Below are 21,233 nucleotides of genomic sequence, written 5' to 3'. Positions count from 1 at the left end.
ATAGCCAAACCAGGCGTGCGCATCACCTACCGCACGCAAGGCCCTAACACCCTTTCCATTACCGATGACGCCACCACGATTGCCAACATGCGCGGCGTCTTAGAATCCACCAACACCGACCTGCTTCAAGCAGCCAACGACGTCTTCTTCAAAGAAGGCACCGGTTCCAAACCCGCGGTGCGCACCCAAGTCATCGTCACCCTGAACGAGCTCGACCAGATCATAAACGGCGACGGGGACGAAATAGAGCTCAACTTGACTAACGGTGGGCGCATGACCGGGGCGGAATTCCTCACCCACAAATTCGCCGAAATAGGCTATGCCACCATCGTCCACCCCATTGAAGGACCCATCAACACCTGGCGGCTAGAGCGTGGAGCAAACTTCAAACAACGCCTTACCCTGCACGCTGAATTCCACACATGTGCAAGACCAGGCTGTAACAAGCCCGCTGATTACTGCCAAGTCCATCACCTCATCCCCTGGCAGGCAGGCGGCTACACCAACATCAAGAACCTGACCTTCCTGTGCGCCTACCACAACGGTATTAACGATGATGACCCGCAAAGGCCTACCGGCCGCGGCTACATGTACCGGCTCAACACCGGGGTCAGCTTCATCCCACCCTGGGGCACACCAATCACCGCAATGCCCGAATACCAAGAAGCACTAGCCAGACTCAACGCCGAACAAGCAGGACAACCACCAGAGGAACCACCCGACTGCAGCTAACACCCACAACCACCACACGCAGCAACAGCAGAAAGGACACCGCCAGCCACCGATCCCGCCAACCCAAAGATGGTTGACGGGCAGATCGGTGATCCTTGATAACACTTCAAATACCGGCAGGAACAACGTGCATTTAAGCCCTTAAAGAACGAGACCCACCAACCGGATGAGGGTTGACGGGCCACTTGGGGTGGGTGAAGCGTCGTCAAGCGCGTGCGGCGCCGAAGATAGCTAGGCATTCACCGACGAACCACCCAGAGCCGAGTCAAGGATTCCCGCACCCACGAGATAGTTGGCCAAATCATTCAAGTCCGCTTCGTCCCCGTTGGAATCATAGCCGTCCATGACGTACTCGATAACCGCATTGCCATCCTCAAGCACTTCAGCAATCACGTACTCATCTTCCTCACTAAAAGCGCCAATCTGGGAGCCGCGGGCCGAGGTGAAGTCCTCGACGGTGCCGGCGAGCCCAACGCTTTCAGTATCGCGTATAGCATCCTTGTTCTCTGTGTACTGAGCCACGAATTCTCTGTCCGGACCATAGATGCAAGAAATCGTCGGAACCCACTGAACATCTAGGCCCAGATAGTCCGCCTGCCCGAAGAATGACGTGTCCTCATAGCACTCGTCCGAAAGGTCAATGAGCGGAGCGGGCACCGGGGCAGAAACCTCGGAGGCGCGGATCCTGTCAACCTCATCGGAGTCATATGTGCTGTTCCAATAGGCATTGTCGGAAGCACTTACGTCTTGTGGCGCATCATCAAAATCGGCAGCAACATCTTTGAAGAAAGAAACTGCAGCAAAAATAGCGACGCCTGCGATGATGGCGAATACAAGAACTACCGCCAGAACGATCCACAATGCTGTCTTCGAGCTGGGCCTCTTTTCGGGCGGCTGTGGCATCGCCGGGCCACCGACGTGAGATCCTTGATTTTGATTGATAAAGCCAGGCGGTGCTTGGTTGTGCTGCGGGTTCTGGCCAAATCCACGGGGCGGCTGTTGCGGGCTACCGAAAGGGTTCGTCATGCCGATCAATTTAGCAGAGACCTACATCACATTACTGCCAACAGTGCAGGATGCTAGGCCCATTCCCCGCACTGGCTTTTCTATCTGGCAGCGAAGCAAACTAGACTTCCACCCGATGAATACTTTCGCCGAACTCGGCCTCCCCCGCGATGTTGTCCGCGTCCTTGACAAACAGGGCATCACGACCCCCTTCCCTATCCAAGAAGCCGCGATTCCCGACGCCCTCGCCGGCAAGGACGTCCTCGGTCGCGGCCCCACGGGCTCGGGGAAAACCTTCACGTTCGGCCTTCCCATGCTCACTCGACTTGCCGAATCCGGTGTCTCGCGCCCTGCGCACCCACGCGGTCTCGTGTTGGCGCCAACGCGTGAGCTGGCAACGCAGATCCAACAACGCTTGGAAGAACCCGCAGCCGCGCTGGGGCTGCGGGTGTTGGCGGTTGTCGGTGGTGTCAACATCAACAACCACATTCGCTCATTAGCACGCCCGGTTGACCTACTTGTTGCTACGCCGGGCCGCGCACAGGATCTCATCAACCAAGGCAAGCTTTTCTTCGACCAGATCACCATCACTGCGCTCGACGAGGCCGACCAGATGGCGGACATGGGCTTCCTTCCCCAGGTACGCAAACTGCTCAAACTCACCCCACCAGACGGCCAACGCTTACTCTTCTCCGCCACCCTCGACGGTGAGGTCAACAAGTTGGTTGAGCAGTTCATGCACGACCCCGTAACCCACTCCACAGCCCCCGTCGAGGCCGCCGTGGACACGATGGAGCACCACCTCATTTTCATCGGCACGCGCGAGGCACGCAACGACGTCGTCCTGCGGCTCGGTGCGCGCAAGGGAAAGACCATCATGTTCATGCGGACCAAGCACGGAGTCGACAGGCAGGCGAAGAAGCTGCGCAGAGTCGGTATTAACGCACTGCCGCTTCACGGCGATAAGGGCCAAGGTTCACGTACCAAGGCAATTGAGGGCTTCGCCGACGGAAGCGTACCCGTGCTCGTCGCCACGGACATCGCCGCACGCGGTATCGACATTGCGGATGTCTCCCTCGTCGTCCACGTAGATCCACCCGCCGAGCACAAGGCTTACCTACACCGTTCCGGCCGCACCGCCCGCGGCGGTGAGTCAGGCACCGTCGTCACACTCGTTACCGACGAGCAGCGCGGAGAGGTGGCCAAGCTCATTGCAAAGGCCGGAGTGGACCACACCGACCTCGACATCAGTGACCGCGCCAACCCCGCCAGCAGCCCCGAACTTGCCCAGATGACCGGTGCGCGCAAGCCGAAGGGCGAGCCGCTCGGGCCACCGAACCAACAGCAGCCTAAGCAGGAAGCACCGGGGCACCGCCGCCGCGGCCGTAACAACCGCCGCCGTCGAGGCAGTGCTGGACAACGATGATTCTCGCGCCCAAGGATTGGCAAGCCCGGATGCGACAGCACGAGGAGGAAGCAAATGAGTTCCTCGCTCGCTATCGCCACCCAGGCTCGTATCACCCTGTCTACGACTTCCTTTTCGAGTACTACCCCGTCCGCCCCTCTCATCTGCGCCGTTGGCACCCAGGCGTAGGGGTCACCCTGGAAGGGAACGCTCCGCACAGCGAATGGCGCTACTACCGCCGCACTGCCGAGGGCATCACGATGGACACCGAGGCCTTCCTCGAACGCCGCGGCGGAACCGTGCGCTACATCCTGGAACTTCTGGAAAAGACGGCGCACAATCCCACCCAATTTGATTGTTTTGGCCTGCATGAATGGGCCATTGTGTACCACACCGATTCCCCTCGCCATGACCTGCCGTTGCGGTTGGGAGCGGAAGGGACGAACGCAGTCGTCGACAAGCACCGCATCAAATGCACGCACTACGATGCCTTCCGTTTCTTTACTGAGCCCGCCCGCCCGCTTAACCTCACGGTGCTGACCCGTGAGGACCAACCGGACAACGACCAGGCTGGCTGCGTCCATGCGACTATGGATTTATATAAATGGGCGTGGAAATTGGGCCCGTTGGTGCCAGGTGACTTGTTCCTCGATACCTTCCGGTTGGCGGTGGCCGCGCGCACGCTCGACATGGAGGCCTCGCCATATGACTGCCGCGAGTGGGGCTTTGGGGTCGTCCCCATCGAAACGCCAGAGGGAAAGTCGGAGTATGTGCGGCGCCAACGCGCGCTTGCCGACGCCTCCGAGCCACTCCGCGCGCGGCTTGTCTCCCAAATTAGAGCAGCACTGAGCGCTACAATGAGAGACCATTGATGTGACCCGTCGGGGCGCCCTCTACTGCCCCGAGACCCCAGCGCGGAAGGAAAAAGATGGCCCGGCACTCGGATGGAAAGAATAACTATGCAATCGCACCGTGGGTCATCATCGTGGCCGTCCTCGCGGTTTTGGCGTTGGTTATCGGCGCATTCTTCCTCTTCCGCGGAGGGGAATCCGATTCGAGCGAGCCAGTAGCGGCGGATAAAACCACTGAGTCATCGGCCGTACAGAAACCAACAAGTGTAAGCGCTAGCACTACGTCTGCATCGACCACGCCCTCGAAGTCAGTACAGCCGTCCGAATCGGTATCAGCCACGCCCAGCACTGAAAACAAGGAAGATCAAGGGGTGGCGCCGAATACGTTGTTCCTTCTTGATACCTCCGACAACCTTGCGCCGTACTTCGATGAGGTAACCGAGGGCGTGGCGGAGGCGGCGTCGGCAGTCGGCGCGGAGGGAAGCCAGGTGGCTCTCTGGAACTATTCCTCACCCATTTCAGCCACGGCCACCGTGGGCTTCCGTCAGAATGTAGCCTATGGCGACGCCGAGAACGTGGCCTTCGCAGTACGGCAATTCGGCACTGGTGGCGTTCCTCAAACTCGCAGCGCCGTGGTCGCGGCACTGAATAACGCCACGGACCAAAAGGCAGAAACGGGCAAAGACGCCCGCGTCGTGCTCGTTACTACTGGGACCCAACAAGATATGGATGACGCAAGCTTTACAGAGGCAGTCAAAGCCGCGCGCGGTCAGGGCGTTAGCTTGAGCGTGGTGCATATCGGTGAAGGTGAAAAGGACGCCGAGCTCGAAAAGCTCGCTGACTCCTACAAGACCATCTCGGACCCTTCAAATGCCCAAGAGGACAAAAAGGCCATCGCCAACGCCGCCGGGGCACGATAACCGGGACACTTCAGGCGCATCGACGCCGCACATCAAAAAAGCCGCCGCTTCCTCTAGAGCACTGACGTGAGCTGCAGTGACTAAGAGGAGCGGCGGCGGATGGCTTCCTTAGGAGGTTTTGAGCTTGCGCCGAGCAGCCAGTTCGTCGAGGCCAAATACAACGTCGACTTCTTCGTCCTCCACAACGCGCTCGGCCGGGAAGGAAGTGATGGTTCCGGAAAGCTCCTTCAGGATGCCTGGGACAGCGATGCCAAACACGCCCTGTCCACCGGCAAGAAGGTCGATGACTTCGTCGTTCGAGCGGCACTCATAAACCGTGGTGCCGTCGGAGACGAGGGTGAGCTCAGCAAGATCATTAACTCCGCGATCCCTCAGGGATTCCACCGCGAGGCGAATATTCTGCAAAGAAATGCCGGTGTCCAAAAGGCGCTTGACAATCTTGAGAACCAGCACGTCCTTAAAGGAGTACAGGCGCTGGGAACCAGAGCCGCGAGCAGTGCGAATCGAGGGCTTCACCAGGTCCGTGCGCGCCCAGTAGTCCAACTGGCGGTAGGTAATGCCGGCTACCTGACAAGCGATGGGCACGCGGTAGCCCAGCTCCTCGTCGGGCCCGACATCAAAAAGGGATTCCTGAACGTAGTCGTTGGCTGCGAAATCTTCGAGCGGCAGTGCGCTGGACTCGGGACGGTTATTCTTACTGCTCACGTAATTACTCCAGTGATACTTGAGGGGAGTTCTATTTTTCTATTAAAGGGCACGTCAGCGACCGCGTCAAGAGTCGTCCTCCGTGAACCTCTAGTAGAACTTTAGACTTTTTGAGTCACTTTGTCATCATTAGTCACACGCGTGTCATTAAAAAATTCAGTGGTAGCACGACTAAAGCGACGCCACAGAGGGCGCCGCTTCTAATGTCTAGCTGGGATCAGGGCTTAGGGCTGAATTATGTGGAAGGGAGCTTAAACTCCCCTTTTACTCCTCTTCACCATCTTTGCCGCCGAGCAAATCTTCCTCGGAGATTCCGGAATCACGCATCATCTGCTCGAAGTCATCGTCCTCCAGCGCGCTTTGCTGGGAATGGCGCTCCTTAAACTCGCGCATGCGCTTCTCCGGGAACGTCTCCAGGGATTCTGCCTCGCGTTCTAGGCCGTAATATTCTTTAAGGTCCTCATCGCTAATGTAAATGGCTACCTCGTCGAGCACATCCTTCTCAAAATGAATGGGCAACCCATAGTGATCTGCGAGGACAAGAGCGTCGCACAAGCGGGCATCGTGCTCTTCGCCGGTACCATCCAGGAGATCAACCATGAAAACGCCCTTACGGTACTCGGACACGCAAATATGCTCGATGCCATCTAGCTGATCCGCAAAGGCGATGAGCAGTTCATACGTGCTTGGGCGCGCATTAAAGTGCCGCTCAAGTACTTGGAGGACACGCGCGCCGTCGATGGGTGAGACCCAGACCGGCACGTGCCGGTCCGCCTCCGCCCAATAGAAAAGAGCACATAGGTTATTTTCGGGGCCAACGGGGTGGATACCTAGAAATTTCAATACTTCAGTGTTCATGGAATCCACTTTTACACACATTCCTTGCACATGGTTGTCGGGCCGGTTAAGTGGCGTAGAAAAGTCGGCGCCAAACTTACGGAAATAAAAGCCCGTATGGTTTAAGGGCGGAATTCGTCACGAAGCTCGGTCTTGACCAACGTCCCGTGAAGCGACAGAACAAGGGCCGCCATCTGCTGAGAAAGCTCCTCGGCCTGTTGCGGGGCAGTATCAGACTTCGAATGCGCCACCGGCGTTGCCACCTGCGAAATCATGTCCGCCTGGCGGCGGGCAGCATTGCGCAGCGACTTCAACTGTCGCGCCTCAAACCCGAAGGATTCCAGCGCCACGGCCGCGGCCACGATGGACACGTCATCCGTATCAAAGAAGCCCGCCGGATCCGGCTTAATCAGTCCCACAGAAACCAGCTTGGCGATGTTTTCCTGCGTAGTGCCTGCTTGGTCGGCCACATCGGCGTCGGTAAGCCGAGTGACCACCGGCGCGCGCAGCTGCTCGGCGCTGATGAGGGCCTCGGCCTGGGAGGACACGATGGCGGTAACTTGCCCCGAATCCATCGCGTCTAGCTGTTCCCGAATAACCTTGAGCGGCGTATAGTGATCGCGCTGCGCGGTCAGAATATAGCGAAGACGATCAAGGTCCTTCTGGTAGTAGCGGCGGTAGCCCTTCGCGGTGCGCTCTGGAGTAATCAGCCCCTCAGATTCCAAGAAGCGAATCTTCGACACCGTCACATCCGGAAATTGCTTCTGCACGTGCTTCAGCGTTACGCCAATAGACATGGGCTTCTGCTTAGCAGGCTTGGTCTTCTTGACCACGGAAGACGCTGCTGCGGCAGCGGCGGTGGACTTCTGTGCGCTCACGATAGGACTACTACTGCTTTCTTCACGATTTCACTATGACAAAAGGGGAGCTCAGGTGGAAGCTTCCCCCGGCCTTCTCCCCTAGTTCTTTAGGACAGGCACTGCCTTATTTCGGGGCAATGAATACCAAGCGGAATTTACCAATCTGGATTTCATCGCCCACTTCGAGTACCTGAGCATTGCGCGGCTCGCGGTTCACGTAGGTTCCGTTGAGCGATCCGACATCGACTACCTCAAACTGACCGTCCTTCGCGCGGAACTCCGCGTGGCGACGAGACACGGTGACGTCATCGAGGAAGATATCAGCCTCTGGATGGCGGCCGGCGGTGGTGGTCGGCTGATCAAGCAGGAAGCGAGCGCCTGCATTGGGACCGCGCTTGACGACGAGCAGTGCCTGGCCCTCAGCCAAGTTCTCAGCTCCAGCAACGGAGGCGTCAGAACCCGCCGCGGTGCCGTTTTCCATCTCCTTGAGAAGATCTGCGCGGAAGACAGAAGTAGTTTCTGCCTGCGGTTCCGGCGTTCCGGTATTCTCGCTCATTTTTACCTCCGAAGGGTCGGATCAATGTTGACTCATTCCATATTAGCGACTCCGCCGCCCGCGCGAGTCGCCTCTCCGCAATTTACATCAACGGAAAATGTTTCCTATGCCCTTGAGCACGGAGTTTCCGCCCCCTGATAGTGGGTTATCGGAGACCATATAAGTCCACGTTGCGCTCGGGCGGGACAGGCCGTGATCCTCTAGATGGGCGCCATCTGAATCGATAAGCACGGTTTTAAAAGTATCAACGGCGTCATTAACCGCGCGCTGCGCTAGGTCTTTAAACTCGCGCACCGCGATGCGGTGGTATTCGTCGATTGGCGTCTCGCGGGCGATGGCACGTAGGTGGATAGATTCCCGCACATCATCCATCAACTCCAAGTGGTCGGCCCACGCCTGGTCGAGGTGGAAGAGCATAATCTCACGGGCCGCCCGCTCGCGCGCTTCAGCGGGGACGTCACGAAGCTCAGCAGCACGCTCCGGTGCCCGCTCAGCCAGCTCCTGCCAGGCTTGGTCGGTATCGAGCAGCTTAGCTCGCCGCTCATCAATGATGATGCGCTGATCTGCGAGCAGGTGGTTGTACTTCCAGGTCTGCGCGTGAATCTCTAGAAGCTGCCCCTCGGTCACGCGCTGACAGTGTGCAATGAAATCACGAACCCTTTTGGATTCGATGAGCCCGTCGGCATCGGGGCGGGCGGACAAGGATTCATCTTCCCCACCCTGTTTAACCACGTCATCTTCTAAGGAAACGAAGAAGATGGACTTGCCCGGATCTCCCTGGCGGCCAGCGCGACCGCGCAACTGGTTATCCAGACGCGAGGAACGGTGCCGCGAGGTGCCGAGCACCGCCAGACCACCCCTCTCGACGACGGCATCGCGGTCAGACTCATCAGCGCCGCCCAGCTTAATATCCGTGCCGCGGCCCGCCATCTGGGTGGAAACGGTGACACGGCCGACGTCGCCAGCCTCCGCCACAATGCGCGCCTCGTCCTCGTCATTCTTCGCATTAAGGACGTTTACCTCGATCCCCCGTTCGCGTAACGCAGCGGCGAGATCTTCGGATTCGGCGACGTCGTGGGTGCCCACCAAAACTGGTTGGCCGGTGCTGTTGATCGCGACGATTTCGTTCACGATGGCGCGGGACTTCTCATCCACCGAGGCATAGATGCGATCCGCCTCATCGAAGCGCTGCAGTTCCTTGTTTCTATCGATGACCGATACGTGGAGGTTATAGAACTGCCGTAGCTGATCGGTCGCCTCCACAGCGGTACCGGTCATCCCGCACACCAACGGGTAACGGCGCATGAGTTCCTGGAGCGTAATGGTGTCGAGGATGCGCCCTCCTTCCGATACCTCCAAGCCTTCCTTGGCCTCCACAGCGGCCTGCAGGCCGTCGGGCCAGCGCTGCAGTTCGGCTACGCGGCCGCGGGAGGCGTCGATAAGCTGCAGCTTTCCGTCCGTGATGATGTAGTGAATGTCACGAATGAGCAGCGCCTTCGCGTGCAGCGCCAAGTTCACTTTGACTAGTACGGAGCCGATATTCTCCTCGGAGTAGAGCGAATCAATGCCCAACTCGCGCTCGACTCGCGCCGCTCCATCGTCGGTCAGCGCTACCGTGCGCCCGTCCTCCGCAATAACGTAGTCCTGTTCCTCGCGCAGGCGCGAAACCACGTTGGTGATGTGGCCTGTGGACTCCTCACCCGGGCGGTTTCCGGCGAGGACGAGGGGGACGAGGGCTTCGTCGACAAGCACGGAGTCCGCTTCATCCACCAACGCAACATCTGCGCGCGCCTGCACCGTCTGCTCACGGGAGGTGATCTGGTTATCCCGTAGCACGTCGAAACCGAGCTCGTTGACTGGCGCATAGATGATGTCAGATAGGTAAGCCGCGCGGCGCTCCTCCGGGCCGAGCTTCTCGGTGACCGAGGCCACCGTGAGGCCGAAGAACTCCACGAGCGGGCGCATCCACTCGGCATCGCGCGCCGCTAGATAGTTATTGACCGTCACCAGGTGGACGCGTTTTCCGGTCAGCGCAAAACCAGTCGCGGCCATTGCGCCCACCAGGGTCTTTCCCTCACCGGTGGCCATCTGGATGACATCACCCTCAAGCAAGCGGAGAACGGCTTGGGACTGGACATTAAATGGGCGCATGCCGAGCTTGCGTTCGCTGGCCACGGCCAGAGCAGCGAGGAAACGCGACTTATCCGCAATCGTGCCATCCTTCACACATTCCCGTGCGGTGGTGGCAACCTCTGCATCCGATAGGTTGGCAATTTCTTCCACCGCGGAATCCGCAGCCGTGACGACGGCTTTCGACTTTTTATTGTTGCGCTCGGACTGCGCGCCCATTGCCTTCCAGAACCAATCGAATGCGCCCATGAGCACTCCTCCATCCTTGTGCGTCATACAGGTCTTCTATCGACTTTAGTCAACCCCGGTTCGCAGGCGTGCAGTTGCCCTTATATCCTTGTGGGCATGCAATCCGTGAACGTGTCGCTCCCCTCCAGCACCGGTACCACGATGGCCGGAACCATCGATTTCCCAGACTCCCCTCCGCAAGCCTTCGCCATCTTTGCGCACTGCTTTGCCGGCTCGCGCCATACCCCCGGCGCCGCCCGCGTGAGCAAGCAGCTGACAAACTTTGGCATCGCCACCCTGCGCTTCGACTTCCCAGGCTTGGGACAGTCCGAGGGAAATTTCGCTGATACCTGTTTCAGCCAAAACGTTGCAGACATCCAGGCCGCCGCCGAGTGGCTGGCCCAGAACTACTCCGCACCGCAGCTCCTCATGGGGCACTCGCTGGGCGGCGCCGCTGCCCTCGCGGCGGCCAACGGCATTCGTTCCCTTAAGGCCGTCGCCACCATCGGCGCTCCTTTCGATCCCGCGCACTCTGTACTGCACTACGCCGACAAGATTGGCGAGGTCGACGCCAATGGCGAGGTAGAGGTCACCTTGGGCGGCCGCGCGCTAACCATTTCGCGCCTTTTCCTCGAAGACCTTGCTGAGACCAACCCGGAGGAGTACCTTCCGCGCCTACGCAAGCCCCTGATGGTGCTGCACTCCCCCATTGATCAGACCGTTGGCATCGACAATGCGCAGAACATTTTCCGCACCACGCGCTACCCCAAGTCCTTGGTCGCCTTGGATAAGGCTGATCACCTCGTCACCAAGCAAGGCGCCGCCGCACGCGCTGCGGACCTGATTGGCGCGTGGGCGGAGCAGTTCATCGTTCCGGAGAATCTTCCCGCGCCGGTCGCAGATGACTCCGCGGTGGCAATCCCTGCGGTGGGCACGAGGATGGGCGTCGTAGTACGCCACAACGACCGTTCTGTGACCGCTGACCGCACGAAGAAAAGCGGCGGCAAGGGCCAAGGTTTTACCGCTGAAGGCCTCCTCATGTCCGCACTGGCTGTGGCAAGCACCCAGGCCATCAAGGCGGCGGGCAAGGCACAGAAGATCGGCGCGAAGGCTCTCGAAGCTGTGTCCGTCAGCATTACCCAAGAGTCCGAATCCCGATTCACACGTACGGTGACACTTCCTGCCTCCCTTAGCGCGGATCAACAACGCGCGCTTGGCGACGCCTCCACGTCCACCACCATCGACTCCCTCCTCACCGTCGAGGTGACCACCACCGTGACAACCGCGGCACAATAGATTCACATGATTGTTCTCAACCCTCTTGATCCGGCTGCCCGCTGTCCCTGCGGAACCGGCTTGACGTTTAGCGAGTGCTGCTCGCGCTACCACGCCGGCACGCCCGCACCCTCGGCGGAGGCACTCATGCGCTCGCGGTTCAGTGCTTTCGTGACCGGCGATGAGGACTATTTGCTCCGTACCTGGGACCCAGAGACCCGCCCTGAGCGCCTCAACCTCGCAGATAACGGCATCCGCTTTTACCGCCTCGATATTATCGATACCGTCGCCGGCGGCCCCTTGGACGATACCGGCGTCGTTGAGTTCGAGGCCTTCTATAAGGGCGCCGCACAAGGCTCTCAGCGGGAACGCTCCTTTTTCCGCAGACAAGACGGGCAGTGGGTCTACTCCACCGGCGAGTTCTAGAGCCTTCAAAACACGCGTCAACCTGGGATTTGTCGAAGCGAATACCGCTGGTGTAATCTGTAGCAGTTGCACCAAATGGTGCGGCGGCGGACTATGGCGCAGTTTGGTAGCGCACTACACTGGGGGTGTAGGGGTCGCAGGTTCAAATCCTGTTAGTCCGACAGCATCCAGGCTGGTCAGAGCTTTTCTGACCAGCCTTTCTTTTTCGCCCAGTTTATTGGCGGCCCTGTTTAGCGGATCTACTTCTCTTGGCTAAGGACGTGGCCCAGGGCGTCGATAAGCGTGCGGCGAGAATCCGGAGATTGTTCATTGAGAAAGGCCTGCCATTCCCCGCTCGGCGCTAATGCTGCAAGCAGCAAACACAACTGAGCGCCGGCCTCATATGGCAATCGATTGCGCAGAAAGTCATTGTCGATCTGCCCGGACTCTAGGAACGGAACAACGTCCGTAAAACGCGCTTCCTTAGTATTGTCGAAGTACATGGGGCCAAAGTCATACCCCACCACACGTGAGGCCATTATCCCGAGGTAGGTAGCCGTGCCTTCCACGGTTTCCATCCAGTGTTCTTGGCTGACGTAGTCAGGATCTGCAGCTAGGCGTTCCTTTTCCAGAGCGAGCAATTCTGTGGCCAGTTCTCTCAGCCGAGCTTGGTCTGCACCCGCGTCGCGGACTGAATCGAGCAGCCGCATTCTCTCGTCGAGCAGCTCCACCCCATGCGGGGAGAGCTCGCCAAAGACACGCGAGTCCAAAGCCCACCGAGCTTGACCGTAGAAGTGGAAGGACTCATGCGCGAAGAAGGTAATGAAATGCTCTGAGGAGAATTGCTTGTCGAAATGATCCTCGCCGAATTTGAGGTAGTAGACATCGCTCCCCTGGACCGTCGTGGTCTCGCCCACCGTGTTGAAGTTGCCGCCGGCAATCTTAATCGGCCACAGCCTCGGGTAGATCCGGTCCAACCGATAGACCTCGAGGCCGGCGGGGTTATCGCCCATGTCTACAGGAGCAGCGAAGGGCGAAGAGACTTCTTGGGAGGGGTTGATCAGGTACGAAAAGTGGGTCTTCCTGCTGATTAGCAGCGTGGGGTGCTCGGTCGCAGCCGCATTGAGCCAGGCCGCAGAATCTGGAGCATCCTCTACGGCAGCGGCGTATTCCGAGTACTCCTCTAAGGCGCACCGATCAATCGGGTCCAGCTCTCCCGCGGATATCCCTGCGGTATTACGCGCCACGTGTACGCTGCCGGCGATGATCACGACGACGAGCAGGATTACGCCGATTGCCCACCACCGGCGCGGCCGCCTCCGCGAGTGCTTCATAGTTGCGAGCTGAGCTGATTTGCCCACCTACTTCACCTCCAATGGGTCGGCGGCACCGCGAACGGCGTGGCGCATGAAAGAGAAATTAGTGCTTAAAGAACTGTTCCAGTCACACTTGCCACTCTATAGTCCGGTGTTAACGACCTTCTCAGCTCCTAGAACCGCCACAGAAATGGTGCGCTTATTGCGAGAAGCCATCTGGTCAACACCGCTGTGTTCATTGTGCCATCCCGACGGGAGGGTAAACGCCATCACGGGCAGCTCTGAAATGCGCACTCACGCTGCTATAAACAGCGAGCTTTGACCCAATACTGCGCTTGCCTACCCTTCAATCGCTCATGCAAACAGCCCCACTGCGGATGCAATGGGGCTGTTCTGTAGTGCTCTGCCTGAGATTTCTCTGCTCAGGCTGGAACTACGAGTTGGTCTTAGCGGTTAGCGCGCCACGGAATGCCTTCCTTGGGCAGGTAGCCCAGCAGGTAGAGGTAATCAACAGCGCCGAAGATGGAAACGATTAGACCGCCACCGAGAATCGCTCCAAGGAATGAGTAACCAACAGCGGAGGACATATCAGCGTCTTCGCCATCTTTACCATCTTTGCCGTCGACGCCATCGCGGCCGTTGATGCCATCCTTGCCGTCACGCCCATCGCGGCCGTCGCGACCATCCTTGCCGTCGGCGCCGTCCTTGCCGTCACGCCCATCGCGGCCGTCGCGACCGTCACGGCCATCCTTGCCGTCGGCGCCGTCCTTGCCCTCGCGGCCAGGCTCCCCGTCTTCACCGCTATTATCCTCATCATCGGAATCTACAGGGGCCGAGGTAGTGGAAGCAGGCTCGGATTCCTGCGTCGGATCCTCAGGTTCGGCCGCCTCGGACTCAGTAGATTCAGGCGCAGTCGACTCTGCGGACTCAGAAGCCTCATCTGATGCGGAGGGTTCACTCGACTCGGAAGGCTCAGTGGACTCGGAGGGCTTCTCGGAATCAGAAGGCTCGGCGGACTCAGAAGGCTCAGAGGACTCGGTTGTCGAGGTGGAATCCGGCGCTTCGTCGCTGACCTGCTTGCCATTGAGCATGTCCGCACACTTCTGTCCAGCCGGTGCGTTAACCTCGGCCAACGCAGAAGCCGCGGTCGAGATACCAGACAGGGTGGACTCAATTTCCTTGCGCTGAGTATCGCTCAGCTTCAAGTCCTTAGCGGCACTAGCGCCCGGGAAAAGGCCAGCAATCGTAACGGCGGCATTAAAAACCTTCAATACGGTAGCCACTCCAGTACCGAAAGCACCATCAGCAAACTTGATGAGCCCAGAGACGGTCTTCTTCGCCGCATCCGGGTTCTTCAAATCGACATCAGCATCGGAGTTCTCGATCTTTGCGATAGCCATGCCCTGCGCACGTGCGAGGTCCCACGTGACATCCTTGTCTTTCTCGCCTTCACGGACCATTTCAGCGATCCGCTCCCACGAGCTTGCGCCAATCTTCTTGATGAAGTCCGACGGGACGAGATCGCCGACAACAGGAATAACTTCCCATACGGTCTGCAGCAGCTTGTTGCCGCCATCATAGAATGCACGAGCTAGGTCGAGCTTGCGCTCAAGAATCTCGCCTTCCTTACCAGGAGCATCAGAAATCTCACAGACCAGCTTGCCGTCCTTCTCGACGACCTTGATCGAAGCGTCAGCCGTCGATGCTTCAGTGCTCTTCAGCTCATCAAGCGTCGTCGGTTTGCTGTTTTCCGCGTCATAAAAGCTGATGTCGTTGTTGCGAGAGTCGCGGTCAAGCTCTTCAATCGCGTTATCACCAGCGTTGTCTTCATCAACCAGGTTGCCGTCTTCGTCGAAGGCAGTGCCGTTGACATCAAGAGTGCCAGTGCCATTCTCCTCGTGAACGAAGGAAGATTCTGCCGGTTCCTCTACCGCAATTGCCTGAGGAGCAACGATAACGGAAGAAAAGGTAGCCACTGCCGCTACAGTGGCGACAATGCGAGAGCGAGTAGGGCGCATAGTTAGTCTTTCTTAAACTGAAGTGAAAACCCGCTTAGCCTTATAAGGCTTGCGATTAAAGTTCGGACGTGGCCACCATACAACCTGCAGAGTATATTTTCTACACTTGAGCAACTACTTGCTACCCCCATTCAGAGACACCGGCCATCGACATCTTTGCAGTTCACGCCGTAAACATTAGTCGCTCCAGACCGATTTCTACCCCCTTCACGCAATGAATGCGCCCAGCCAAAGCCCACGTCCACACCACCCCGACAAGGTGCAGCCACCCTCAGATATTGACAAAAGAATCCCCACTTTCACTCTAAGAAAGTGGGGAGGAATATGATGCGAATCACTCTCAGTTGAGCATCCCGCACGCTCATTTCACTGAACTAGCCTGCCATGCCATTGAGGCTTCGCATGATGCCGCCGAGTTCGATATCCATATACTGAGTCAGAATTCCAAAAATAAAATCGGAATTATACCCACGCAATGGCCCGTTGGTGCTCAGCATGGCAAGACCGTGGGCGCCAGCCCACACTGAAATCACTAATGTAAAAAGAACCCATGGAGTGCGCGGCCCGTCCACCTCATCGATAGCCTCGCGTACGAGAGACATAATGAACCCAAAGGCTCGGCCGAACTCGCTGAAATCACGTTGAAGCTCGACCGCTTTATTCGCGTTTGGCAGGAAGTCATCCTCAAACGACATGGGCACGATCGGGCCGGATGCGATCTTAATGAGCGCCTCAAATCCTTGCGGGTCATGCAAAGCATGCGAGACATATCCATAGCCCGTAGCTTTAATCTTCGACACTGCGCTAGCGTCCTGCGGCAACGCGGCTACCTGACGGTAAATGAACTCATAGTTGATTTTGTCCAAATAGCGCTCCAAGAAACTCGCCAGCTCTTGGTCGCTTTCAATAAGGTGTTCAGCCTCTTGGACGCTAAGTCCTGCTCGTTTTGCGGCGCCACCGATATGCAAGCCAGTCACGCCGTGGTCTAGAGCCTCCTCAACGGCACCTCGGAGCAGAGCTCTCCGCTGCTCTTCTTCAGTCCCCCGCGGAAAGTTTTCTGCACTGATTAGGAGTGTTTCAGGCTGCTCCCCTGCCAGGCCGCAAGGTTCGGCGCGCTTGATACGCTCGCCCCTAAAAAAGGGATAAAGACCAACGCTCAGCGTATCCATGACAGCACTAAAGGTTTGCTTTTTCGCCGCTGGCGAGAGGTAGCGCAGAATCCCTTCGGCTGCAAGCTGTGTAACGCCGTGTAGGTGGGAGAATATCGACAGAGCGGAGAGCAGCGTCCCATAGGCATCGAGCTCCGTGCCGCCGGATTCTTTAATAGCGTCTTTAGTCAGGTCAAAAAGAATACGCATAATGGGGCAGGTGTCAGCCTCTCCATCACGGCTAGCAAAGTCCTCAGCCGTCAATCCCGTGCGGGGAGAAGCGTAGACAGCAGTAAAAGCCGCAAAAGAGGATGGGTCCTCGACCGCAAAAGAAAAGTAGGACAGCGCGGTAGCACGAAGCTTATCTACCGCGGTCGCATTTTCGGGCAATCCTTGTAGGTGCACATCAATAGTTGACGTCAGTGCATCATTGAGAGAGTGCTTAGTTGCCTCGACGAGTTCCGCTTCGGAAGCAAAAAGTGCCTGAGCTTCCGCAAGAGGCACATCAACCTGGTCAGCAACCTCCCGAAGGCGCACTTCATCGATGCCCGCCTTAGCAATGACCCGGCCAGCTTGCTCAATCAGAAGCTGCTTAAAGGGCTGGCTACTTTGTTCCACACCTACTGAAGTATTCACAGTGTTCAGCCTACCTAGGAAATGACCGATTTTATATTCATAAACACAACATAGGAGGATTTAAAGGTTTCTCTCAGATTCCTTTTCTCTATCAACTCGCCCATATTATGTCCCAGCCGAAACCAACATATACATTGCTACAAAACTTATACAGTCCTGCCCACATCGTGGACAGGACTTATAGAGCGAGCCTAGCGTGGCATTTCAGAGGCAGTGGGTTCTTACTCCTGCGACGTCAGGGTACCAGGCACACTGCCTCCGCCCTCAATTTTTAGGACTTAAGCGCCCTCGTTACCGATACGATCATCGAGCTGGTCGCGAGCAGAGTCAATCTTATCGGCCTTATCTTCGCCGAGCTTACCCTTAGCAAGATCAGCGCCCTTGTCCAGTGCGCTGTCCGAAACCTGCTCGCCCTTATCGGAGTTCAGCGCGTCCTTTGCCTTGTCAAAAATACCCATTCCTACAATCCTTTCGTTGCTTTTACTGTTTCTAACCGTGCTAGCTACCAACGTGTCAATACGCCTGCGGCTACAACCGATCAGTAGGCGTGAACCCCATCGATCGGCTCCGCACACTACGAACAAGTGCACTATCGACCGCGGCATTCACGTTGCGAGCCATCACGAGACTCCACCGTACCGACGCACCAGAGTCTTCGCCACACGAGTTATTAATCACCCTAGTTATGAGACGTACCGTTCCCACCCAAAGCAGCACTCTAAGAATTCTCAGGGTCGGCGCATCCGTTTACCCCCTCCACCTACCCCTTTTCGTTCAACAACTTGGTAAAAGCAGGCGCGCTTTCGTTAGCATTGCTGTGCACTCTAGGACACACTTCTTTGGCTGCGCTCCGCGCTCAGTTCTTTGCGCAATAATTAACGCACATACCCTCGTCCGTAGATCAATCGCCAAAGTACAAACCTGCCCACAATGCCTTCCCCTCATTCTGAGCCAACTCCCCGACCCGCTACACAACCTGATTCTTCGACGCCCTCTCATGGGCTAGAAATACCCACAAACGATGACTCAGCCTTTGGCTTAGTGTGGCCCGGAAAGAATGCTGCCGCTGCGCTTGCTGCCTCTCAAGCTGCGGGGAGGCAAACGTTGATAAGCGGCTCGGATTCCACCACCAATTCAGTCACCGTCGCCGATAATCTATCCGCGCTCAAGAGCTTTGTTGCCCGCGGTATGAAGGCCGACGTCATCTATATCGACCCGCCGTATAACACCGGCAAGGATTTTGTTTATCGCGACAACTTCCGCCAACGGCGAGAAATGCGCTCAGAGCACTTTGGTCAATGGCATGCCGAATGGCTTTCTATGATGCTTCCGCGACTGATCCTTGCGCGTGAAGTACTCGCAGACACAGGATTCATCGTGGTTTCGATCGGCGAATCAGAATGTGCCCATGTACGCCTACTCCTCAACGAGGTTTTCGGCGAGGATTGCTTTGCAAGCCAGCTCATTTGGAAAAAAGGCGGTACTGGAAAGAATGATTCAAGATATGCCGTCCAAGAGCACGAATATGTCCTTTGCTACGCTAAATCTCCGGAAAACTCCGGGTTCAATGTTGATCTAGGGGCGCAGACATCGACCCGCTACAACCATCGCGATGAGAAGGGTAACTATTCCCTCGTTCGCCTAGATTCCAAGACCTTGGGTTATCTACCAAGCCTCGACTTTCCCATCGTCGGTCCGAATGGTGATAAATACTGGCCTCATCAACCCGACGGGAAGTCGAAGGTCGCGCGCTGGCGTTGGGGGCGGGACAAAGTTGATAAGCACTATGACGACCTGGTTTTCAGACGCGGCTTTGTCTATACCAAAAACTATGAAAAGAAGGGTGCGCGCCCACGCTCCATACTGGACGGGGAACGATTCGGTGTAACCCGTACAGGCCGTCGTGACGCTGAAGAGGCACTCGGTGTTAAAGGCGTATTCGATTTTCCCAAACCAGTGCGGCTTATCAAGCACCTCATCGCAATCGCCGGCGGCCCCAACGCGGTAGTCCTCGACTTTTTTGCTGGCTCTGGCACCACCGCGCAGGCCGTCGTCGAGCTCAATCGCGAGGATGGCGGCCAACGCTCCTTTCACCTCGTACAGATTCCGGCCCCCACGGAAACCACCAGTGCCGCGCACCAAGCTGGTTATAAAACGGTGGCAGATATCTGCTTAGCGCGGGTTCGCTCCCTCGGCATCCCCTTTAATCACTACACGCTGAGCGAGTAGTCCACGAAGGAATCAATCCTAGGCCACTCCGTGTTCCTCGGTGTCTGCAGGCCGGCCGGGGATACCGAAGAAGTCTAGTACCGCGTCGGTGGCAAAACCTTTACCCACCTCAGTTTTCGTAGCGTTGTTTCCACCAGGCCACACGTGGGATCCGCCTTCGATGCGAATGTGCTGCAGCGGTGCTTGGCAGGCAGTCCATGTCTCTCTGGTGGCACCGTTTGTGAGACGTACGGACTCAACGTCGCCACGACACTTGTTACGACGCTGATGCTGCCCGAGCACTTCTGCGACCGAAGCATAAGCAGTCTCGTGCCGCACGCCGCCCTCATAGTTGACAACGGGGTCTTTTGTACCGTGAATATCCAAACGGCCAACAGGCTTGTCTGAGCAATCCGTATGGATGCCTTCGTAATAAGCCGCCGATACAGTAGCTACCGAACGAAACGTCCCCGGCATACGGCAGGCTAAGAATGCCGCGAATCCTCCTCCATTGGACAGGCCCGCAGCGAAGATAGCGTTATCGTCTACCTCATAAGTCGCGCGCAGGCTGTCCACGATTGCTCGCACGAATTCTAGGTCTTCTTCCGCGCTGGTAGCAGCATAAGGTGCCGGAGCCCACGCCGCATTTTCCCCTGCAGGGTAGGCGACTATGGCGTCAGCCGCATCAAACTGGCTGTATTGCTCCATGTTTTCCGGAGAATCTGTATAACCGTGGAAGGACAACAGGACCGGCCAGGATCGATCTGCAGTGTAGTTTTCGGGCACGTGGAGGAGAAAACTACGTCCGGAGGCCAACTTCATTTTTTTCGTGTGCCCGGGGTCGGGGCCAACGAGCATAGGGGCGACGGGAAAACCGAGGTCACTTCTCCACTCTGCTGTTGATGGAGAAGTAGTCGTGTCTTCTTCAGGCGAGCTGCACGAGACCAGCGCCATGACGCAAGCTGCGGTTGAGATGATCCCAGCCAGCGTGCGCGAACACCGCAGCCATGCTGCAGAATCTTCACTCATCATTTGCCTCGCCACGCTCGCCCTCGGGAAAATATCCTCGTCCACCTTAAAACATCCCACCGACATCCACGAACCTGCAGCACCGCGGTAGATTTAGGAGCATCATGAGCCCAACTCCTTCCGAATCAACTGATTCCCCCAGCGCCTCATCCCCTTTCCCGGTTCCCGAGCATTACCCCAGCTATCGCCCGGCTTCGGGGAAAGAGGCACCGAGCTTCAACACAGTTCAGCAGCGTCTTCGTTCTGCCCAATCATTCAGTCACGGCGCCGACGCCTATCATGACGTGCGTCCTGGTTACCCGCAGGAGGTATCACGGCTCATTGCCTCCGCGCGGACTGTCCTCGATGTTGGCGCAGGCACCGGAAAGCTCACTGAATCACTAAGCAACCCCGTTGTCTACGCCAGCGATCCATCCCCTGACATGACCCGAGTCCTAAACCGCCTCGGGGTGCCGTGCTGGCGTGCAACTGCCGAGAACACTGCGCTTGCCGACGCCTCCCTCGACGCCCTCACCTGCGCGCAGACCTGGCATTGGGTTGACGTCCAACGAGCCTGTGCAGAATTTGACCGGGTTCTCCGCCCCAACGGAAAAGTCCTCTTGGTGTGGAACACTCTGGACGTCAATGCGGACCCGTGGGTCCTGCGTCTTTCCCGCATCATGCATTCCGGAGATGTCCACCGTCCCGGGTTCTATCCCGCTTTTTGTGAACCATGGACGCTTCGCCAAGAGCTCCGCTTGACGTGGGAACACGAGCTGAGCCCCGAAGGCCTTCATGCTCTTATGCATACTCGCTCATATTGGCTTCGCAATGGCCAAAAGATCCATGAACGCATGACACATAACCTCAACTGGTACCTCTTCGAACACATGGGCTTTCGCCCCGGCCAAGTCCTTCGCATTCCTTATCGGACGGATGCGTTCTTATTGGCCCGCGCTGGCGAGTAGCCAGCCCGCCCCAACCATGACA

The 21,233-nt window shown here is 57.6% G+C and carries 20 protein-coding genes and 1 tRNA gene; 10 read left to right on the top strand and 11 right to left on the bottom strand.

From position 1 onward, the window contains the following. A partial coding sequence (locus HMPREF2808_RS10425; protein ID WP_141752605.1) for an HNH endonuclease signature motif containing protein occupies positions 1 to 732 on the top strand: 732 nt, incomplete at its 5' end. Positions 733 to 963: 231 nt separating this feature from the next. Here HMPREF2808_RS10425 and HMPREF2808_RS10420 read toward each other — a convergent pair. Next, positions 964 to 1,758, bottom strand: coding sequence for a hypothetical protein (locus tag HMPREF2808_RS10420; protein ID WP_232755706.1), 795 nt, complete (start codon positions 1,756 to 1,758; stop codon positions 964 to 966). A 115-nt stretch (positions 1,759 to 1,873) separates the two neighbouring features. Here HMPREF2808_RS10420 and HMPREF2808_RS10415 point away from each other — a divergent pair, with 115 nt between their 5' ends. The 3 genes from HMPREF2808_RS10415 to HMPREF2808_RS10405 are packed head-to-tail and all read left to right on the top strand — an operon-like array spanning position 1,874 to position 4,913. After that, positions 1,874 to 3,163 (top strand): DEAD/DEAH box helicase, encoded by a 1,290-nt coding sequence (locus HMPREF2808_RS10415; protein ID WP_070524840.1) that lies wholly within the window; start codon positions 1,874 to 1,876, stop codon positions 3,161 to 3,163. Beyond that, on the top strand, positions 3,160 to 4,014 hold the full coding sequence (locus tag HMPREF2808_RS10410; protein WP_070524839.1) for a 3-methyladenine DNA glycosylase: 855 nt from the start codon (positions 3,160 to 3,162) through the stop codon (positions 4,012 to 4,014). The genes HMPREF2808_RS10415 and HMPREF2808_RS10410 overlap by 4 nt, the downstream gene beginning before the upstream one ends. Before the next feature lie 56 nt (positions 4,015 to 4,070). Further along, positions 4,071 to 4,913 (top strand): vWA domain-containing protein, encoded by an 843-nt coding sequence (locus tag HMPREF2808_RS10405; protein ID WP_070524836.1) that lies wholly within the window; start codon positions 4,071 to 4,073, stop codon positions 4,911 to 4,913. A gap of 108 nt (positions 4,914 to 5,021) precedes the next feature. Here HMPREF2808_RS10405 and HMPREF2808_RS10400 read toward each other — a convergent pair whose 3' ends face one another. The 5 genes from HMPREF2808_RS10400 to secA2 all read right to left on the bottom strand — a co-directional run bounded on the left by HMPREF2808_RS10400 (position 5,022) and on the right by secA2 (position 10,250). Further along, entirely contained in the window at positions 5,022 to 5,582 is a 561-nt protein-coding gene (locus tag HMPREF2808_RS10400) for a MerR family transcriptional regulator (protein WP_198530989.1), read from the bottom strand. Between the two features lie 300 nt (positions 5,583 to 5,882). Further along, positions 5,883 to 6,476, bottom strand: a complete 594-nt coding sequence (locus HMPREF2808_RS10395) for a bifunctional nuclease family protein (protein ID WP_070524859.1) — start codon at positions 6,474 to 6,476, stop codon at positions 5,883 to 5,885. Positions 6,477 to 6,577: 101 nt separating this feature from the next. After that, positions 6,578 to 7,333: a transcriptional regulator FtsR gene (locus tag HMPREF2808_RS10390; RefSeq protein WP_070524832.1), complete on the bottom strand. Its 756-nt coding sequence runs from the start codon at positions 7,331 to 7,333 to the stop codon at positions 6,578 to 6,580. A gap of 106 nt (positions 7,334 to 7,439) precedes the next feature. Further along, positions 7,440 to 7,871, bottom strand: coding sequence for an oxoglutarate dehydrogenase inhibitor Odhl (gene odhI / locus HMPREF2808_RS10385; protein ID WP_010186533.1), 432 nt, complete (start codon positions 7,869 to 7,871; stop codon positions 7,440 to 7,442). An 87-nt stretch (positions 7,872 to 7,958) separates the two neighbouring features. Then, positions 7,959 to 10,250, bottom strand: coding sequence for an accessory Sec system translocase SecA2 (gene secA2 / locus HMPREF2808_RS10380; RefSeq protein WP_070596385.1), 2,292 nt, complete (start codon positions 10,248 to 10,250; stop codon positions 7,959 to 7,961). A gap of 96 nt (positions 10,251 to 10,346) precedes the next feature. On the opposite strand from secA2, the gene HMPREF2808_RS10375 reads away from it, so the two are divergent. The 3 genes from HMPREF2808_RS10375 (at position 10,347) to HMPREF2808_RS10365 (ending at position 12,091) form a co-directional block, all read left to right on the top strand. Further along, complete coding sequence (locus tag HMPREF2808_RS10375; protein ID WP_154737139.1) at positions 10,347 to 11,525, top strand: bifunctional alpha/beta hydrolase/OsmC family protein; 1,179 nt, start codon at positions 10,347 to 10,349, stop codon at positions 11,523 to 11,525. Between the two features lie 6 nt (positions 11,526 to 11,531). Beyond that, the gene (locus tag HMPREF2808_RS10370; protein WP_070624605.1) at positions 11,532 to 11,930 is read left to right on the top strand and encodes a YchJ family protein; all 399 of its coding nucleotides are present in this window, start codon (positions 11,532 to 11,534) and stop codon (positions 11,928 to 11,930) included. Positions 11,931 to 12,017: 87 nt separating this feature from the next. Next, a tRNA-Pro gene (locus HMPREF2808_RS10365) sits at positions 12,018 to 12,091 on the top strand. A 78-nt stretch (positions 12,092 to 12,169) separates the two neighbouring features. On the opposite strand, the gene HMPREF2808_RS10360 is transcribed toward HMPREF2808_RS10365, so the two are convergent. From HMPREF2808_RS10360 to HMPREF2808_RS10345, 4 genes are all read right to left on the bottom strand, one after another. Continuing rightward, positions 12,170 to 13,270 carry a hypothetical protein gene (locus tag HMPREF2808_RS10360; RefSeq protein WP_070624604.1) on the bottom strand — a complete coding sequence of 367 codons (1,101 nt, stop codon included), beginning with the start codon at positions 13,268 to 13,270 and terminating at the stop codon, positions 12,170 to 12,172. 401 nt (positions 13,271 to 13,671) lie between these two features. Further along, positions 13,672 to 15,201, bottom strand: a complete 1,530-nt coding sequence (locus tag HMPREF2808_RS10355) for a prolipoprotein diacylglyceryl transferase (RefSeq protein ID WP_246818568.1) — start codon at positions 15,199 to 15,201, stop codon at positions 13,672 to 13,674. Positions 15,202 to 15,617: 416 nt separating this feature from the next. Continuing rightward, a complete protein-coding gene (locus tag HMPREF2808_RS10350) occupies positions 15,618 to 17,027 on the bottom strand; it encodes a TetR/AcrR family transcriptional regulator (RefSeq protein WP_070524822.1) in 1,410 nt (469 codons plus the stop codon). Between the two features lie 278 nt (positions 17,028 to 17,305). Beyond that, the gene (locus HMPREF2808_RS10345; protein ID WP_070524820.1) at positions 17,306 to 17,485 is read right to left on the bottom strand and encodes an antitoxin; all 180 of its coding nucleotides are present in this window, start codon (positions 17,483 to 17,485) and stop codon (positions 17,306 to 17,308) included. 472 nt (positions 17,486 to 17,957) lie between these two features. Here HMPREF2808_RS10345 and HMPREF2808_RS10340 point away from each other — a divergent pair, with 472 nt between their 5' ends. Beyond that, entirely contained in the window at positions 17,958 to 19,256 is a 1,299-nt protein-coding gene (locus tag HMPREF2808_RS10340) for a site-specific DNA-methyltransferase (protein ID WP_083304458.1), read from the top strand. Positions 19,257 to 19,274: 18 nt separating this feature from the next. Here HMPREF2808_RS10340 and HMPREF2808_RS10335 read toward each other — a convergent pair whose 3' ends face one another. Next, positions 19,275 to 20,057 (bottom strand): CE1 family esterase, encoded by a 783-nt coding sequence (locus HMPREF2808_RS10335; protein WP_227486307.1) that lies wholly within the window; start codon positions 20,055 to 20,057, stop codon positions 19,275 to 19,277. Between the two features lie 94 nt (positions 20,058 to 20,151). Between HMPREF2808_RS10335 and HMPREF2808_RS13835 the strand changes: the two genes are divergently transcribed. Then, positions 20,152 to 20,355, top strand: coding sequence for a hypothetical protein (locus HMPREF2808_RS13835; protein WP_154737134.1), 204 nt, complete (start codon positions 20,152 to 20,154; stop codon positions 20,353 to 20,355). Between the two features lie 13 nt (positions 20,356 to 20,368). Next, the gene (locus tag HMPREF2808_RS13150) at positions 20,369 to 21,211 is read left to right on the top strand and encodes a class I SAM-dependent methyltransferase (RefSeq protein ID WP_070708408.1); all 843 of its coding nucleotides are present in this window, start codon (positions 20,369 to 20,371) and stop codon (positions 21,209 to 21,211) included. The last annotated feature ends 22 nt before the right edge of the window (positions 21,212 to 21,233 follow it).

The organism is Corynebacterium sp. HMSC078A10, from assembly GCF_001811565.1.
GTDB classification, from domain to species: domain Bacteria; phylum Actinomycetota; class Actinomycetes; order Mycobacteriales; family Mycobacteriaceae; genus Corynebacterium; species Corynebacterium hesseae.
The sequence above is the reverse complement of the archived record's forward strand: the minus strand, read 5'-3'. Positions and strand labels throughout refer to the sequence as shown.